The following is a 17,553-nucleotide window of genomic DNA, read 5'->3' as shown; positions in this document are numbered from 1 at the left end:
AAAATACATCTGGTTGGTTAAATTGTTAACGTTTGCTTCCAGCCTGAAAATTTTATATTCATACGAAAGACTCAGGTCCATGATATGGTAAGAAGGAATAAGTCCGACTACGGCCGAAGTACCTCCATCAACCGCATTGGTAGCATCTGAATACTGCTGCGTTAAATGCGTGTATTGGAATGAAGCTTTAAACTTTTTATATCCGCCGCGTACACCGGCCTTCATGTTAAACTTAGGAACGAATTCCACTTCATTTCCCTGTACACCGGGAATGATGCTTTTCACGTATTCAGACTTAATAAAAGCTGTGTTCATAAATAAGGCTCCTGACCATACTTTTGTCTTTGGCAGCATTAATTTCATCACATCATATTCTGCATAACACTCAACACCTATCATCACTGCATGGCCAATGTTCGTACGCTCACGAATGAAACGACCCGTAGCATCCTTCGTCTGGTATTCACCGATGCGGTTGGCGTAATTCAGGATAAAAAAACTTCCGTCATAAATAAATACTTTCGTTTCTTCACTGCGCATACCGAGGTCCAGTGTAAAGCCTCTTTCATCCTGCATGTTCGGATCAACCACTGATGACGGGTTTGAAATACGCATGTCGCTATAAGTAATGGATCTATAGTTCTGTGAAATATTTCCGTACACATTTATTTTCTTCATCGGTTTGTAACTGATACCGATACCTCCTAAAATAAACTGGCGTGCGCTGGAACGGTATTCAAACGTAGTATCTGTAGCCAGGACATTTCCTGCCAGGTCCTTGTATTGCGTTCCATAATAACCGTCTGCAGAGGTGTTGATATATTCATAACGAATACCTGGTGTAATGGAAAGGCGATTGCCAACATAAAAAATATTCTCAGCAAACAAGGCAAGATTTTTATTTTTAAATGTGTAATCGTAATTCATAAAATTATCACTGGCGTAATTGAAGTTTGCATCCTTCCCGTTACTTCCCAGCCCCTGCGTACTCAGGTTATTCCCATAATATCCTCTTGCACCTAGCAGCAGAACAAGCGCTTTTCCAGCAAGTGTATAATGCTTCATATACCGCGCTTCGGCACCAATGTTTCTGAAATCACCTTTAATAAGATCACGTTCCGTGTCGCCCGGATCAATAGTAGCTACGCGGTTTGGACGGAAGCCAAGCGAATAGCGGTTTGCATACAGGCCAAACAGCCTGAAATTAAATTCGTTTGACTCATTGAATTTGTGATTAAACGTTACTGCTGCCATTTTCCAGTTTACCTGGAACCAGTTACGCTCACGGTTACTTTGTCTTGGATCCGCTTTAAACATATCGTCTGTTAAACCACCGGGCTGGTGCGCAAGGTAGCTCATCACAGTTATATCGAGGCCAATGGCAGTGCGTTTTGAAATCTGATAATTGATGTTGCCGAAATAGTTGTACGTATCAAAATCCGAATTGGGTCTCCAGCCATTTCCGGTTTTATACTGGAAGTATGTATAGTAACTAACTTTATTAACTGTTCCGCTCAGACTCGTAAAGGTGTTGTAAAAACCAAATGATCCGAATGATTGTCTGGCCACCAGTTGAATCTTTTTATCTGCAACCGGTTTGCGGATCATAAAATTCAGCATACCGCCGAACTGTGTTCCATATTGCAGTGAAGCTGCTCCGCGTATAACCTGAATGCGTTCCACACCTTCGATCGGTGGTGTATAGTAACTTTCCGGATACCCGAGTGCATCTGCACTGATGTCATATCCATTCTGACGTACATTGAAATTAGAAGTACGGTTCGGGTCAAGTCCGCGTCCACCAATACTCAACTGTATACCGGCTCCATCATTCTCCCAGATATTCAGCCCCGGTACACGTGCATATACTTGTCTTGCATTATTGGTTGCTGCATTCACAACCAGGCTGTCGACTACAATTACTTCAGATTTTTTCCCGGCATAAATCGACATGTCTTCCACATCCTTCAGGTGTGTTGAAGTCACGACATCTTCAATTTCGACCTCATCATCCAGATAACCGTCTGTTGCAAGAAAAATGTGTACGTGTTTATTTTTCCCATCAATTACAACAGTCTGCTGCTGGCTTTTATAGCCGATGGCATAGGCCGTCAGCTGGTACGTTCCATCCGGCAGATCTTTAAAATGAAACTTTCCGAGTGAATCGGTATTGGTGATATATTTCCCGTTATTCAAGGACACTGTACAGGAAGCTATTCCTGTACTATCAGCTTCTGCAGCTATTTTGCCGGATAATTTATGCTGGGCGAAAACTTCAGAAGAAGAAAGAAACGTGAGCAGTAGAAAACTAAGAAAGAAGCAGTATCTTTTAATCATTATATAACAGTATCCAGGATTTGTGTTTGAATGAGTCAGATTCGGCAGCGAGATCTGTTTTGGAATCAATCATGGGCTTTCCCAACCGACCGTTTAATGCTACATATGTTTCAGCATATACTTTCGGATTTTTAAAGCCTTTTTTGGTGTAATGAGAAGCAAGATGGTGTGCATACTGCAGCATCATATCCGGTTGGGTGGACATCATTTTTTCCTGCAGCACAGTGAGGAAATCATTATTATTCACTGTAATATATTTTCCTGAATCATCCGTAACGATGAATTGCGCATAACCAGCCTTCTCCATCAACATTACCCTCCACGAGAATCTATACCCCTCTTCTGTCCAGAATAAATTTCCCGGATAGAATATGTATCTGAAAGGAAACAAGAATTGAATCGCAAAAAAAACGAAAAAAATGCCCTTAACAAAGCGTTGCTGCAAACTATTCCATTCTAATTTGGTCTCCTGCTGAGTGGATAGCAGCCGCTTTGTACCAAACAGGGATTTAAGCAGGTTTATAAATTTCAGATGCCATGCAGCATCGAAGAAGATACAAGCCGTCACGATCATGATGTAAGGGAACATTCCGATTGGGAAGAGAATGGAAGTGAGTGTATGAAAGACAATCACCAGGATATAAGCCCATATCCGGGTACGTTTGTTCCACAACAAGAACGGGATACATAAATCATAGATGCAACCGATCCAGCTAAACAGATATGCTACCCAGGTATAGTTGAATATAAAACCGATTACCGGTAAATCATTACGTGCCGGAAGCCATATTTTTAAAGGCATTGCCTGCAGGAGCCAATCAGAATTTATTTTAGCAATTCCTGCAAACACATATAACAGGCACACAAATAATTTTACCGCATCTATGCACCAGACCGGAATCTGCTCTACCTGTAGTTTTTTATTTTTTAATGCATCGATAGAAAAAGAAACGTTGGCAGGCAGAAATATCAGTAAGAAACAAATCATACTGACAAAGTAATAGTGATTCAGATACGTTGCCTTATCCATGAGTTCGATGTAGGTGAAACTCAAAAACAATGCAGTGACCGCAATCCTGTACTTATAGCCTAATGCTACACATAAAGCAGCAACAGCACAGATAAAAAATAACAGGTATGTAAAACTCCCTAATGGTTTTACAAAATCAAAACCATAATAACTGAAATAAAAGGTTGGTTTGATGTACAATTCTTCAATCCAACCTTTTAACCAAAACCGTATGGTACTTGCAAACAACATAATGCCCAGGCCAATCCTGAAAACTACCAGCGGTGCCGCTAATGTATATTTTAAGAAATAACCTTTCATAGAGTTGTCTGTAATAAATGACTAGTCGCCATCATTGTCTGTATAGGTAATTGTAATGCTCATGGCTGAAGTCATATCTACTTTAATCAGGCCAATCAATTTCTGCATTTCGTTATACACTGCTATCATGGCTGTGTTATTCGTAGCTACCTCATTGCTTAGATCATCTGTCAGCAGGTTCAGTTTACCGGATATTACTGCGAACTGTGTATTGATATTTTCAGATAAGAGCACTTGTGTTGTTGCATCTTTTGCACCTAAACCATCCAGATAGGTTTTCAGCGATGCGCCTTCGGTATTCGTCAGAACACTTTTGCCATTAAAAAAATCTACAAACGCTTTGTGGGCAGCTTTCGCCAATGACAATGAAATGGTTTTGTTGTAATAGCCCTCAACAGATTGTGCCGATACTACACCATTAACCATTGCTCCGGAAGGAACACCAAATTTTCCCGAACGGATATATCGTTCATAATAAAAGACAATACCATTCACCATTAATGATGTTGATGAAAATAAACCTGTACCTGTATTCGATACAAAAGAATCTCTGTACGAAGTCTTCCATGTTTGATATACCAAATCAAATTTTGAGTGCATCTGATTGGTTAACTGCAACAGGTACGCTTTACGCTTAGCTGCATCAGCGTCTGTTGTATACAAAGCTATGATCTCATTATCCGTTGCGGCAGATCCGTTCAGCAGGTAATCCAATGCCGGGAATCCTTGTGTTGGGTAAGCTCCGGACACGTCTAAATTTGCATTACCAGCCTGTATGTTTGCCTGTATGTTGGTAACATTGGTTGGATAAATATTCATATATGAATTCAATGCATTGTCTGCCGCCGGACCAAATTCATACAGTGCAGCTTTTTGCCATTCGACATAAGCATCTGCCCATGCCGTTCTGTAATCTGCTAATGTAGCGGTGGTCGGATCATTTCTGAAAGCATCAGACTTGCTGATCATCGCATTCAGTTTTGTTTCAAAACTTGCATATGCCGGCAATACCAGGTTGTCTGCAATATTTGTGAGCATCGCAGCCCTGTCTGTTGAATTCCCCTGCGGAGTTTCGGATCCTTTATCTTTCTTTCCACAAGATGCCGTTACAAGAAGTATAGAAAAAAATAATGCCAAACGAAGTTTAGAGAAATTCATATAATGATTTTTTATAAACACGAATAGAAGCAGGTAAATTACCTGCTTCTATTCGTGTTTAATTCAATTATTTAATACTATTCAACAGCAATTGATTATTGCAGATTGAATTTTGAAGCGATTTTATTTTTAACAGTTGAGTACTGTGCTGCAGTAATATCGTAGAATGTAGTTTCGTCTGTTGTAAATAAATCATCCATAAGTCCGTCAGAAAATGCATTATCAGCACCAGTTAATGCACAGAAACGTGTTGAATAGATGAAGCCAAAACCTTCACCGAATGCATGTGGAGCGTCTGTTGCTTTGTTCATGTATCCCCAGGCCGCACCACCTAATGCTTTTTCAAGAATGTTTCTGATGATTGCTGCCTGGGCACGCATTTCAGCCAGATCATTATTAACAATAGCAGCGCGTCCTTTTAAGAAAGCCATATGCAGTTTACCGTAGTCTGCTTTATTGTATTCCCATGCATAAGAACCCAAATACACTTCTAAAGAATTTTTTGCGCCCGCAGGATCCGTCACACCACCGTTGTAGATGTCGTTGAATGTAAATACACCATAAGCCTCATCCCATACGTGCTCTAATTCTGTATATTTTTTACCTGGTACTAAATACTGGTTATCTGCATTCAAACCTGTATTCAATAATACGTTGCTGATATAATCCAACTGGTATGCACCAATCAATGCCTTCTGAATAACCTGTGCCCACTCAACACCTGCTTCATCCAATAAATAATTGCCTGATTTTCCGGCAACACCTTTTTCAGCTGTTTGAGAAGCTTTCGTACTTATATAAGCCATTCTGCCAAATGCATATTCAAGAAAAGCATGCACCTCAGTCTGGTTTGCTTTCGTAGATGCCGTTACTTCTTTAATGTTGATGTCAAGGTTATTTAAATTAGCATACCCACCAGTAAACGGAGCATTTTTATTTGCAAACATATTACTAAGGGTTGTTGAATCAATGACAGTGCCGGCAGATACAGATGAACTGATGTAGCTAGCCAATGCTCTGAACATTCTCAGGCGATTTCTTCCTTCGTTACGGTTAACAGTAGAATCCTTTTTTTCATCATCCAAAAATGTTGCACTATAAGGCGTTGTTGTAGTTAATGTACTGTAATCAATTTTTACTGTTCTGTATCCTGGAGTGGATTCTGTTACTGCAGGAGCCGGATCATCATTTTTCTTTTTACATGCAGTAGTAAATCCTACCAAAGCTACCATAAGCAGCAAAACACGATTTTTAAAAGCGAATGTATACATAGGGGTATATTTGAATTTGTTATTTGTTCGGAGCGCAAAGTTATATTTATTTAGATTAGTTACAAATAAAGAGGTGAATTATTTGGAACAATTATAAATAATAAAAAATGCCTAAAAATAACTAATAGACTGCCAATATATTACAAAAAAAATAGCCGGAAGCTCTCTACTTCCGGCTATTCAATTAAGAATATAAATTTCTGTTATTGCTGGTAGTACCCGAATTTGTCCAGTACTTCTTCCTGAACATCCAGCTGAACCTCATAAGGGGTAACTGTTTGGTAGGCAATATCTTCAACTCGTGTAATGGTTGAATTAAGCAACTTTGTCATATATTTTTTCGAGAAGGCATCTGTGCCGGTATATAAGAAGCAGAAGCGGGTTGCATATATTAATCCATATCCCTGGGCAAATTCATGCGCTCTCACACCTGCAGTTTGATGGTTAGCCTGTACCATAGCCAAGATATGAAGACCAGCAGAAATACCAACAGGTTTTTCCAATATGTAACGGATAATCAAAGCCTGCTTCTTCAATTCGTCCATGTCATTATTTACAATAGCCGTACGTCCTTTAAGGAATGCCGCGTATAATTGTTTATACCCTGCTTTATTATTTTCCCATACACATGCGCCAAGATATGATTCACCGTCGTTCATTGTCGCGTCTGTAGCGCCCAGTGCGTAAATATCATTTGACGTTAACAAACCATAAGCAATATCCCAGTTATGTTCCAGCTGAGTATAATTTGTACCAGGTACGATCTGATGATTATCAGCATTTAAACCTGTAAACAATAAATAGTTTCCAATGTAATCTAATTGCAATGCACCGATCAATGCTTCAACAAGGACTACATTGTTTTCTACACCAGCGGTATCAACCAGGTATTGTCCATCATATAATCCTGCATTGCCATTACCAGCTGCATTGTCTATAAACTGGCTTGATCTGGCCAGGGCTCCGATCATTTTCTCAATATCGTTATCTGTTGCGGCTTTATATGTTGTAGATTTCGCAGTGAATTTCTGAATTGAATAGTTTAATCCGTTCAGATCCTCATAAGGATCGGGAAATGCGCTTGACTGATTACGGAACATATTACTCAGCTTGGTAGAGTCAATAGCTGTTTTGTCTTCAATAGAAGATTTACAATAAACATCGATCGCTTCAAGCATTCGCAGCAGGTTTCTTCCTTCAGTACGGTCCACGGTCGTCGCACCTGTTTCATCTTTGAAAAAAGTACCGTAAGGAGTTGTAGCGGTTAGGTCGCTATAGCTGATCGGTGATCTTAATGGTGGGGTTGGTTGTGGATCTTCTTTTTTCTTACAGGATACTGCTGTTGCAAGCATCAGTATGAAAACTATAAATTTGATTTTCATTATTGGGGCATTCATATGTTAAACTTTTATTATAAGTATGTAAAGGGTTTCAGCTTGTCGTTATGGAACTGTTAATCCAGTCCCAATCACCTACAAATCAGTGATTTTAAGTCAAATATACACATTAAATCATTTATAGCCTAAATCACTATCTTAAATATGTGTACTGGAGTTTCATGCATTATATAATTTTTTATAGTATTCGTCCGCCATCCGGTCTGAATTGAAGAACGGGAAAATATCATCCATGCTTCTACGAATCATTTGTGACCATTTTTTCTGGTCTGTATAGTACGTGGGAATTACCTGCTGCTCCATAATTTCATACAGGAAGCGGGCATCCTGGTTGTCCTGCTCTTCCATCCCCTGGCTTGAATCGGCATGCTGCATGATAAAGCTATTATCCATGTTTTTGCCAAATTCTTTTACCCAGCCATCTAAATTGGAAAGGTTCAATGTGGCATTCATTGCAGCAGTCATCCCGCTTGTACCCGAAGCCTCACGTGTATACCTCGGATTGTTGAGCCATATATCCGCACCTCTTTTTAATAAAGCAGAAAGTCCTAATTCATAGCCTACAAGGATAACCGCCCTACTGGATGTAAGTGTTGTCTGGAGGATCTTATTAAATATATCAATGGCTCCCTGGTCTTTCGGGTATGGCTTGCCTGCCCAGATCACCTGGATCGGCTGGTCATTATTTGTGATCAGATTAATAAAACGGTTATAATCACGCATGATCAGATCCGGTCGTTTATAGCCTGCAAAGCGTCTGCACCAGACAATTGTCAGTACATCCGGATCCAGTATATCTCCGGTCTGGTCGGCAATAACTTCGAATAATTGCTTTTTCAATTCTTTTTTACGCATCGCGATCCAATGATCATTGTGTTCGTGATACGCCTGCAGCAATGCTTTATCGGCCCAATAGCCAACATGCTGTGAGTTTGTAATATGGTCAATCGGACAAATGTTGGCAAAGTCCTTCCACATATCACGTGCAACGATTCCATGTAATTCTGATACTCCGTTAGCTTTTTTGGCCATGCGGAGAGCTGCCAGACTATATTCAAACTGTCCGTTAATAACAGAGTCCAGAACATTAATCTCATGTTCCGGTACACTTCCAAAGAAAGAGGCCCGCTTCAACAGATCAAAATTGTGAGATTCATTACCCGCCTTTTCCGGTGTGTGTGTTGTGAAAACAAGATGGCTTTTTACATCATTCCAGTTTTTATATTTATCATATAAATGAAACCCGATTGGTAATGCATGCGCTTCATTGATATGATAAATATCTATATGACGGTTTACAGCATCTAAAACTCTTCCGCCACCGATCCCCAGCACAATACTTTGAGCAATGCGTGTTTCTTCATTCGGGTCATATAAATAGTTTGTAATCGTTCTTGACAGATAATCATTTTCAGGCAAATCCGTTGTCAGAAAATAAATCGGCGCAGAACCGAATGTTTCAGGTTTCAACCGATAAGCTTTCACCCAGATGTCTTTACCAAAAACGGTTACCTGAACTTTGATGTCCGGATCTTCAAAAAAGGAATAATATTTTGTGGTATAGTCTACGCGCATAGTAAGATCTTCATTTCTTCCCTGATCGTAATAACCATATTTCCAGAGCATTCCGACACCAACCAGGTTCTGCTTCAGATCGTATGCACTTCTCATGTGCGAACCAGATAAAAATCCTAAGCCTCCTGAATAAACTTTTAATGGCTGGTGTATGGCATATTCCATTGAAAAATATGCAACAGAAGTATTATACTCTTGATTTATAGATGAATAATCGGACATATTGAATTAATTAAGGCTAAAAGATATTGGGTAAGCTTCAAAACTGAACCAAGTTATAAATATTCTCACACACCCATTGATATCCGTATATTAAAATTGCTTAATACCAGTAATTACCTTGATTAATACAATTGAAACATAAATGAGTTAAATTCTGGTAGCATGGAACAAAAAACTACTGATAGGTAAGCTTTTACGCATATCCGTTACCGTATTCCAAACACCTTCACCTTTCCTAGTAAGAGGAATAAATCAGATTCGTTGAAAATATAGTATTAACAGCAATTTTACAGCCTTAATCACCCTCTGTATAGGTTTTTTTAGTAATTTCGCTCCTTATCGATTTTTATAAAAAAACCGAACTGATGACTTACAACAGAATAAATAATCTTACCGGGTGGCTGGTATTTCTAATCGCCACTTTTGTTTACGTTTCAACTATGGAACCAACCGCAAGCTACTGGGATTGCGGGGAATTTATTTCAACCTCTTACAAACTTATGGTGCCGCACCCACCGGGAGCTCCTGTATTTTTATTGGTTGGGCGTTTCTTCTCTTTATTTGCCAGTGATCCGCAGCATGTAGCCTATTGTGTAAACCTTGTGTCTGCATTGTCAAGTTCATTCACGGTGCTTTTCCTTTTCTGGTCAATTACTATGATCGCTAAGAAACTTGCTAAAAATGAAAACGGCGAACATTCAACGGCCCAATTGATTGCAATCATGGGCGCTGGTGTTGTCGGAAGCTTAGCGTATACATTTTCAGATTCAGCATGGTTCTCTGCTGTAGAAGCAGAAGTATATGCCATGTCGTCTTTCTTTACAGCAATCGTTTTCTGGGCAATCCTGAAATGGGAAGCTCACTCTGATGAAGCTGCGTCTGAGCGTTGGCTGATCTTTATCGCCTATTTGGTTGGTCTTTCAATCGGTGTACACTTGCTGAACTTAACAGCAATACCCGCACTTGCATTTGTATATTATTTCAAAAAATACGACAAGATAAATCTTACGGGTTCTTTCGTAACACTAATCATCAGTGTATTGTTATTGGGTGTAGTAATGGTCGGAATCATACCAGGTTTACCAACCATTGCATCTAAGTTTGAGTTGTTCTTTGTAAACTCCATGGGTATGGGCTTCGGTTCAGGTGTCATCGCATTTATGGCTTTACTGATTGGCGGCCTTGCATATACAATCTACTATTCTCAAACAACGGGCAAGAGATTGTTGAATATTTCTTTGCTTGCATTAGGTTTTATTTTAATCGGTTATTTCTCATATGGTGTTATTGTGATCCGTTCTCAATTCAATCCTCCGATTGACATGAACGATCCTGAAAACGTAATGACATTCACTTCTTACTTGAAGCGTGAACAATATGGCGACAGGCCTTTATTAAAAGGACCAAACTTTACTGCAAAACCGCAGGAATACAAAAAAACGAGCCCGGTATATGTGCCTGGAAAAGATGCGAAAGGCAAGGACAAATATATCATCACAGATTATAAAACAGAAGTAGTATACAGAGCTAAAGATGAAGTGTTGTTCCCACGTATGTACAGCAACCAGCCTGGCCATCCGGAACAATACAGAAGCTGGATGAAATTCAGCAAGAGCCATGTGCCTACGTTCGCGGATAACATGTCGTTCATGTTTACTTACCAAATGGGCCATATGTATTGGAGATATTTCCTTTGGAATTTCGCCGGCCGTATGGGTGATGAGCAGGACTCTTCCTGGTTGGGACCAAACAACTGGTTCTCGCTTAATGAGCATACAGCTCTTTATGCAAGCAAAGCCCGTAACAACTTCTTCCTTCTTCCTTTGATTGCCGGTATGATCGGGTTCTCTTACCTGATCACCCGCGACAGAAAGAACGGAATCATTGTTACCATGCTTTTCTTATTTACAGGTCTTGCCATTATTGTTTACCTGAACCAGCCGCCTACCGAACCGCGTGAACGTGATTACACCTTCGCTGCTTCGTTTTATGCGTATTCTATCTGGATCGGTTTAGCCGTGCTTTTCCTTGCAGAGACATTTGAAAAATATGTATTGAGAAACGGAGTGGTTGCAGCATCGTTTGCATCTGTTGTGTTGCTGGTTGTTCCCGGAATCATGGGTTCACAAGGTTGGGATGACCACGACAGAAGCAAGCGTTATTACCAGGTTGAATCTGCGAAAAACTTATTGAACAGCTGTGCAAAAAATGCAATCCTGTTTACAGGTGGTGATAACGATACTTACCCATTATGGTACGCACAGGAAGTAGAAGGCGTACGTACGGATGTTCGTGTATGTAACTTAAGTCTTTTGAATACCGACTGGTACATCAAACAAATGACAGAAAAAGCATACTTATCAGATTCATTACCGATTGGCTTAAGTATAGATCAATACAGACAAGGTACAAATGATTATCTATACCTTGACCGCGAAACTTACGAACAAAATAAAAATGCAACCATTAACCTGCCTATTTTCTTAGACCTTGCGAAGAGAAAAGATAAATTGATTACCCGTATTTACGACGGACAGCCATTGATCTTCTATCCATCAGCAAACTTCGTATTGCCTGTGGATACAGCTCACGTAGCTTCTTTAGGCATCGTTCCGGAAAACCTAATTCCTGCAATCACGCCGAGATTAGCGTTTTCAATCAATGATGGCGGAATGGATAAACGCACGTATGTTATTTTGAACATGCTGGTTAACAACAACTGGAAACGCCCGATTTATTTCTCTACGACCTTGTCGCCATCCGATTACATTGGCATGCAACGTTACATGCAGCTGGAAGGCATGGCATACAGATTATTGCCGGTTGAAATCCCGGGTGCTTCTGAAGGCTGGATCAATACAGATGTTATGCTGAAAAACATGATGAAGTTTGAGTTCACAAACCTGGATGATTCAACCATCTTCTACGACGAAAACTATCAGCGTTTCACGTTCAACTCCAAGAGCCAGTATTTCACACTTGCAAACCAATTGATGCAGGAACGCAGAGATAAAGAAGCGAAAGAAGCAATTCTATACTGTTTCAACAAAATCAAAAGTCCTGCAATACCTTACGATCACTTGAATGCCTACATGGTTGGCCAGTTGTTTAAACTGGGTGAAAAAGATCTCGCCTATAAGTACGCAATGGAAATAAGAACATACGCAGAAGGTGTTGCGAACTACATTAAAGCAGACAAGATCAAAGAAACAAATAAGAAAAGAACAACAGGTATTACTCTACAGGTTTTATCTCAGATCCTGAAAGAACACGGTTATACCAAAGAATCCGAACAGATTGATGCATTCATGGTAGAAGCCAATCTGAACAGAGCCTTGCAGTAAAATTAAAAAGTCCCGCCTAATCCGGCGGGACTTTTTAATCTCTTCTCCATATAAATAAATTGTATGGTTCGAGTACGAACATCAAAATAACTTGCTGCTTTGTGGCAAAATCAAATGGATAAACACTACCCTAAAAAAAGATTTTCTTCCTCCCAGGAAAATAAACCTGCCAATGATAAAGACGTGATCTTCGGTATCCGTCCGGTTATGGAAGCATTGGAAGCAGGAAAAGAAATTGACAAGATTTTAATACAACGGAATATTGAACTGGCAGTCGTACAGGAATTGTATGAACTGGCAAATAAAGTTAAGGTACCGGTGATCAAAGTTCCTGTTGAAAAACTTGATCGTGTAACACGTAAAAACCACCAGGGAGTTATCTGTTATTTGTCAGCAATCAATTTTGCTTCGCTGGACAATGTTGTAAGCGCATGTTTTGAGAATGCAAAGAATCCGTTGCTTGTCATGCTTGACCGCGTTACCGACGTACGCAACTTCGGGGCCGTTGCCCGCAGTGCGGAATGTCTGGGCGTAGACGCTCTGGTTGTGCCGTCAAGAGGCGCCGCACAGTTAAACAGTGATGCTGTAAAAACTTCTGCAGGCGCGTTATACCATATCCCTGTTTGCCGTGTAGATCATTTGATCGATACGGTTAAATATTTAAAACAATGTGGTCTCCGCATTATTGCCTGTTCAGAAAAATCAAGCAAAGCTGTTTACGACGAAGATCTGACAGATCCGTGTGTGATCCTTATGGGTAGTGAGGAAGATGGAATCAGTACAGATCTGCTGCGTTATGCAGATGCGCATGTAACCATTCCCATGAGCGGTCACATCAATTCCCTAAACGTATCTGTAGCTACAGGCATGATCCTGTCTGAAGTAACCAGACAGCGACGCGCGAAGAAATAATAATCAAAAGGGTCTGCATTTTACAGACCCTTTTTAAATTAAGCCGACCATTTAATACATAAGATTGCATTTTACAAAAATCTGTTATAAAATGGATAACTGGCTTTATACAGCTTTAACAATTTTAACAGAAGTCTTACCTTTGCATTTTAGCAAAACACATTTCATTTATTATTTATGGATTTAGGAGAATACTTATTATTTATTCCTTTATTAATTTATGGCATAGCACTGAGTGATTTATTCAGCAAGTGGAAAGTGTTTATTGAGTCGCATACAGCATATATGCCTTATTTAATTACGCTTGTAATGGTTACAGAAATCGGCGTGCAGAATGTTTTTAATTTCTTCAAGCTGATGCCTAATTTAGATAGTGTCAACTATTTCACTTACTGGATATTTTTATTACCGCCACTGGTCTTTATGATCCTGGTGAATTTTCTGACGAAAACAGATGATTATTCTGACTTTAAAACTTTTTTTGAAGCCAATGCTAAAGTTGTATTTATTTTAATGGCTACTTTCATTGCCATGCACTTCATTCCGCAATTTGCCTATGAAACCGAAAGATGGTGGCTACCTAGAGTAATTGGTATTGTTGGCTGCATACTTTTTGCCTTCTGGCACAAACCTGCTGTTTTTTATTTACTTGTTGGCTGCTGGATTATTTCAGTAGTGGCTCATGCATATGTTGTATATAGCTGATTATTTATAAAAATTTATTGTGTAACTTAAATATACGAATCCAATCCTCTATGACTCATACCGAAGAACATTTAAAAAGTTCAGCTTTTATAACCGATATCGTTATTGGTATGAGTGATGGATTAACCGTTCCATTTGCATTGGCTGCCGGTCTTAGCGGTGCGGTTACAGACAATACGATCATTATAACTGCGGGTATCGCAGAAATTGTTGCCGGCTGTATCGCCATGGGTCTGGGCGGTTATCTCGCAGGAAGAACAGAACTTGAACACTATGAAAGCGAACTTAATCGTGAGTATGCAGAAGTTGAAACTGTTCCTGAAAAAGAACTGCAGGAAGTAAAAGAAGTATTTGCTGAGTATGGTATTGATGATGCCGGACAAACACTTTTAGCCAATCAATTGGCAAAAGACAAGAAAAAGTGGGTAGACTTTATGATGAAGTTTGAACTGGGACTGGAAGAGCCGCATCCGGACAGGGCCCGCAACTCTGCTCTAACCATCGGTGGTGCATATTTTGTCGGCGGACTGCTTCCGCTTACTGCCTATATATTTACTGATACGCCAATACACGGTCTTATTACATCTGCATGTATCACCACATTATGTCTATTTGTATTCGGTTATTTTAAAAGTAAAATCACCGGGCAGCATCCTGTTACAGGTGCATTAAAAGTTACTTCCATCGGGCTGATTGCAGCTGCTGCTGCATACCTGGTAGCTACGGGTTTTGATCGTATGTTCTCTTGATTAACCCTGCTTCATCAGCAATGCGGCTTGTATCTTTTACTAAAGCACACAAGCATAATTCATCTATACGTGTTTTGAAATTTACACAAGTAGCTGAGTCTACCTGCAATCCGGTCTTCTTTTCAATTGTTGTAACTGTTTTCAGGTTCAGATTGTGCATTAATAAGTAATTATATGAATTACTTTTAATCTGCTCCAGAAGTTTTTTCTGATATAGTGTGGTATCTTTTAAACTGATAAAATTCCCTTCAATCCGTAAAAAGCGTGTCTTCTCCGGAAAAAACGGAACTATATAACCTGATGGTTCCTCCCCTGCCATAATAATATTCGCATCTTCCAGATGTGCTATAGCAGGTACTTCCACTTTGAAATAGGATTCTGCCCATGATATTCTTCCCCATTCCATTTGACTCACACTACTAACGGTAAGAACAGAGATTGCCATAAATAAAAAGGAGAATCGTTTTTTATCCATGGAAAAGAAACTCAATATAATAAGCACAAATACCGGACTCAATATTTCCAGCAGCAATACATAGCGGTAAATAGAAAATAATTTCTGCCATAAAATATAAGAGAGTACAAAAAATGAAATGATAAAGAAATACATTTTATAATTGCCTGCCGTAAATATTTCTGTTTCCTTGCTGACAAACTTTTTATAACAGAAAAACCCAACAAAACCGATCAGCAAACAGTAGCATACGGCTAAATGCATATCCCTGAATGTAACCTCTGCCGTATAGGTTTGTTTTACTACAAAATAGAATGGATAAAATAATGTTTGAAAAAAACCTTTCGGAAAAAATCGGATATCTGTAGGATTCGTTATTCTCCCATAAGGTGATTGAAAAATATTATTAAAAAACGGATACGTTGGGTTACCGAAACGCATCCACTGCAGATACATCCAATATCCCATAGATGCGGAAAATGAAATACACACCGCACTGCCATAAACCAAACCTATCTGAACATATTCTTTTACATTTTTCGCAACCCAGGCCAGCGACAAAACAAAGGCCACCGGATAAATGGCAGTAGTTAATTTTACACCTGCTGCAAAGCCCATCAATAAACCTGCAGAGAGTATCACCCACAGATTTATTTTATATCCGGAAATTTTATAACAGTTGATCAGTTGACGTATCAGTATATACAAAGCCGTTAATATGAATAAGCTTACAACGTTGTCTCCAAAAGTTGTGCCGACTTCCGAAATAGCTGCAGCACCATAGAAGCCCATCAGACAGGCAGCGAAGATTACCCACCTCTTTAAGGCTATATTCAGCCCTGATACCAGCTTTTCAACAATCAAATATAAGAGATAGCTATTTACCCCATGTATGCAACCTAAAATTAAACCTACTACAATAGGTTTCAGATTCATGATTAACCAGTAATTAAAAAAATCTATTAATGGATTAAAATATGTCTGTAACATTGCCGGAGCAAAATCATACTGCATGCGTCCCGTCAAAAATGCATAAGGATTATATAAGTGATAGTTTTTAAGATCCCAATTGGCGTCCTGCTTTAACAGTATAGACGTTATCCCTCCTGTTGCGACACACAGAAAAAAAATGATTGCTTTTTTATGTAATAAAATAAACTTACAACATTTATAATAATTCTCCATAAGCTATTGCTCTGATAATTCTGAATATTGTAACAAGAACAGAATACTGTTTAAAATCGCCTTTTTCATTTATCGACAAATGTAGTGATAATATGTTTGCGTTGAGTAAGAAGAAAAATTATAAAAACTTTTGCTATTCGGTTTCTTCCACAATAATGAATTTAGATAATCTGTTTTTGCGATGCGCTTCATTTTTTTCTGCATCTGTTTTCAGTTTATCGATGTACTCCTGTGTGCAAACAGGTTCGCATTCTCCTTTAGGAATGATTTTATACAAAGTGGAATCAATGCTTTTGCCTGTAAAATAATTTTTAAGCTGACTGGCAAACCGCTTACTCAATGCCATGTTATATGCCTCAGAACCTCTTATATCAGTATGTATATTTATCTCTACTTTCACAGCAGGATGATTTTTAAGGAACATTGTCAAAGTATCATACACCAACTGATTTTCATCCAGCGCACCACGGTCATAATTAATTTTAAGTTCGAAATACCTATATGAACCAGGCGCAAAAGTTGTATCGTTCCAATTAAATATCTGGCTCTGACTACACAATGGAAAAAGAAAAATGACAATTAAAATGAATCTCATAAATGCTACTTCAACGGTATATTAAAATTATGTTTTTAATATATGCGAAACAATTCATGAAGCGATACACACTATAACAAATTAAAAATCAATTAACTAAAATCATCTTCAAATAGTTTTACGGTTTTCTATTGTCTTTCCATAATCCAATCGTATCTTTACGATTAGATTTGAATAGTCTGAAAATGCCTGTTATTAAAGAACAAAATTTAACCTCGGAAGAAGAAAAACTGGTTCGTATTGCGAAAGCATTATCGCACCCGGCGCGTATTTCGATTTTAAAATTAATGCTTGATAAAAATACTTGCTTTTGCGGCGA

The 17,553-nt window shown here is 39.0% G+C and carries 12 protein-coding genes; 4 read left to right on the top strand and 8 right to left on the bottom strand.

The window, feature by feature from the left end:
* From ACTHJT_RS06290 to glgP, 6 genes are all read right to left on the bottom strand, one after another.
* Positions 1–2,337: TonB-dependent receptor domain-containing protein (locus tag ACTHJT_RS06290; RefSeq protein ID WP_440237150.1), on the bottom strand; the 2,337-nt coding region annotated here is incomplete at its 3' end.
* Complete coding sequence (locus ACTHJT_RS06285) at positions 2,330–3,667, bottom strand: HTTM domain-containing protein (protein ID WP_440237149.1); 1,338 nt, start codon at positions 3,665–3,667, stop codon at positions 2,330–2,332. The genes ACTHJT_RS06290 and ACTHJT_RS06285, both read right to left, overlap by 8 nt.
* Positions 3,668–3,688: 21 nt before the next feature.
* The gene (locus ACTHJT_RS06280) at positions 3,689–4,825 is read right to left on the bottom strand and encodes an imelysin family protein (protein WP_440237148.1); all 1,137 of its coding nucleotides are present in this window, start codon (positions 4,823–4,825) and stop codon (positions 3,689–3,691) included.
* Between the two features lie 95 nt (positions 4,826–4,920).
* Positions 4,921–6,096, bottom strand: coding sequence for a DUF4856 domain-containing protein (locus ACTHJT_RS06275; protein WP_440237147.1), 1,176 nt, complete (start codon positions 6,094–6,096; stop codon positions 4,921–4,923).
* Positions 6,097–6,299: 203 nt separating this feature from the next.
* Positions 6,300–7,493 carry a DUF4856 domain-containing protein gene (locus ACTHJT_RS06270; protein WP_440237146.1) on the bottom strand — a complete coding sequence of 398 codons (1,194 nt, stop codon included), beginning with the start codon at positions 7,491–7,493 and terminating at the stop codon, positions 6,300–6,302.
* A 159-nt stretch (positions 7,494–7,652) separates the two neighbouring features.
* Entirely contained in the window at positions 7,653–9,290 is a 1,638-nt protein-coding gene (gene glgP, locus ACTHJT_RS06265; protein WP_440237145.1) for an alpha-glucan family phosphorylase, read from the bottom strand.
* A 440-nt stretch (positions 9,291–9,730) separates the two neighbouring features.
* Here glgP and ACTHJT_RS06260 point away from each other — a divergent pair, with 440 nt between their 5' ends.
* From ACTHJT_RS06260 to ACTHJT_RS06245, 4 genes are all read left to right on the top strand, one after another.
* A complete protein-coding gene (locus ACTHJT_RS06260; protein ID WP_440237144.1) occupies positions 9,731–12,634 on the top strand; it encodes a glycosyltransferase family 117 protein in 2,904 nt (967 codons plus the stop codon).
* Positions 12,635–12,748: 114 nt separating this feature from the next.
* Positions 12,749–13,546 (top strand): 23S rRNA (guanosine(2251)-2'-O)-methyltransferase RlmB, encoded by a 798-nt coding sequence (rlmB, locus tag ACTHJT_RS06255; protein ID WP_440237143.1) that lies wholly within the window; start codon positions 12,749–12,751, stop codon positions 13,544–13,546.
* A gap of 177 nt (positions 13,547–13,723) precedes the next feature.
* On the top strand, positions 13,724–14,251 hold the full coding sequence (locus ACTHJT_RS06250) for a hypothetical protein (protein ID WP_440237142.1): 528 nt from the start codon (positions 13,724–13,726) through the stop codon (positions 14,249–14,251).
* A gap of 50 nt (positions 14,252–14,301) precedes the next feature.
* Positions 14,302–15,000, top strand: a complete 699-nt coding sequence (locus ACTHJT_RS06245) for a VIT1/CCC1 transporter family protein (RefSeq protein WP_440237141.1) — start codon at positions 14,302–14,304, stop codon at positions 14,998–15,000.
* On the opposite strand, the gene ACTHJT_RS06240 is transcribed toward ACTHJT_RS06245, so the two are convergent.
* Both ACTHJT_RS06240 and ACTHJT_RS06235 read right to left on the bottom strand, forming a co-directional pair.
* Positions 14,972–16,390: a hypothetical protein gene (locus ACTHJT_RS06240; protein ID WP_440237140.1), complete on the bottom strand. Its 1,419-nt coding sequence runs from the start codon at positions 16,388–16,390 to the stop codon at positions 14,972–14,974. The two genes, ACTHJT_RS06245 and ACTHJT_RS06240, sit on opposite strands and share 29 nt — an antisense overlap.
* Positions 16,391–16,772: 382 nt before the next feature.
* On the bottom strand, positions 16,773–17,234 hold the full coding sequence (locus ACTHJT_RS06235) for an OmpA family protein (protein WP_440237139.1): 462 nt from the start codon (positions 17,232–17,234) through the stop codon (positions 16,773–16,775).
* Between the last annotated feature and the right edge of the window lie 319 nt (positions 17,235–17,553).

It is taken from the genome of Cytophaga sp. (assembly GCF_051961495.1).
Classification (GTDB): Bacteria; Bacteroidota; Bacteroidia; order Cytophagales; family Cytophagaceae; genus Cytophaga.
The sequence above is the reverse complement of the archived record's forward strand: the minus strand, read 5'-3'. Positions and strand labels throughout refer to the sequence as shown.

Bases quoted from the DNA above. Each gene is read 5' to 3' on its own strand.
- ACTHJT_RS06285 (WP_440237149.1), bottom strand. From the start codon at position 3,667: ATGAAAGGTTATTTCTTAAAATATACATTAGCGGCACCGCTGGTAGTT.
- ACTHJT_RS06280 (WP_440237148.1), bottom strand. From the start codon at position 4,825: ATGAATTTCTCTAAACTTCGTTTGGCATTATTTTTTTCTATACTTCTT.
- ACTHJT_RS06275 (WP_440237147.1), bottom strand. From the start codon at position 6,096: ATGTATACATTCGCTTTTAAAAATCGTGTTTTGCTGCTTATGGTAGCT.
- ACTHJT_RS06270 (WP_440237146.1), bottom strand. From the start codon at position 7,493: ATGAATGCCCCAATAATGAAAATCAAATTTATAGTTTTCATACTGATG.
- glgP (WP_440237145.1), bottom strand. From the start codon at position 9,290: ATGTCCGATTATTCATCTATAAATCAAGAGTATAATACTTCTGTTGCA.
- ACTHJT_RS06260 (WP_440237144.1), top strand. From the start codon at position 9,731: ATGGAACCAACCGCAAGCTACTGGGATTGCGGGGAATTTATTTCAACC.
- rlmB (WP_440237143.1), top strand. From the start codon at position 12,749: ATGGATAAACACTACCCTAAAAAAAGATTTTCTTCCTCCCAGGAAAAT.
- ACTHJT_RS06250 (WP_440237142.1), top strand. From the start codon at position 13,724: ATGGATTTAGGAGAATACTTATTATTTATTCCTTTATTAATTTATGGC.
- ACTHJT_RS06245 (WP_440237141.1), top strand. From the start codon at position 14,302: ATGACTCATACCGAAGAACATTTAAAAAGTTCAGCTTTTATAACCGAT.
- ACTHJT_RS06240 (WP_440237140.1), bottom strand. From the start codon at position 16,390: ATGAATCTGAAACCTATTGTAGTAGGTTTAATTTTAGGTTGCATACAT.
- ACTHJT_RS06235 (WP_440237139.1), bottom strand. From the start codon at position 17,234: ATGAGATTCATTTTAATTGTCATTTTTCTTTTTCCATTGTGTAGTCAG.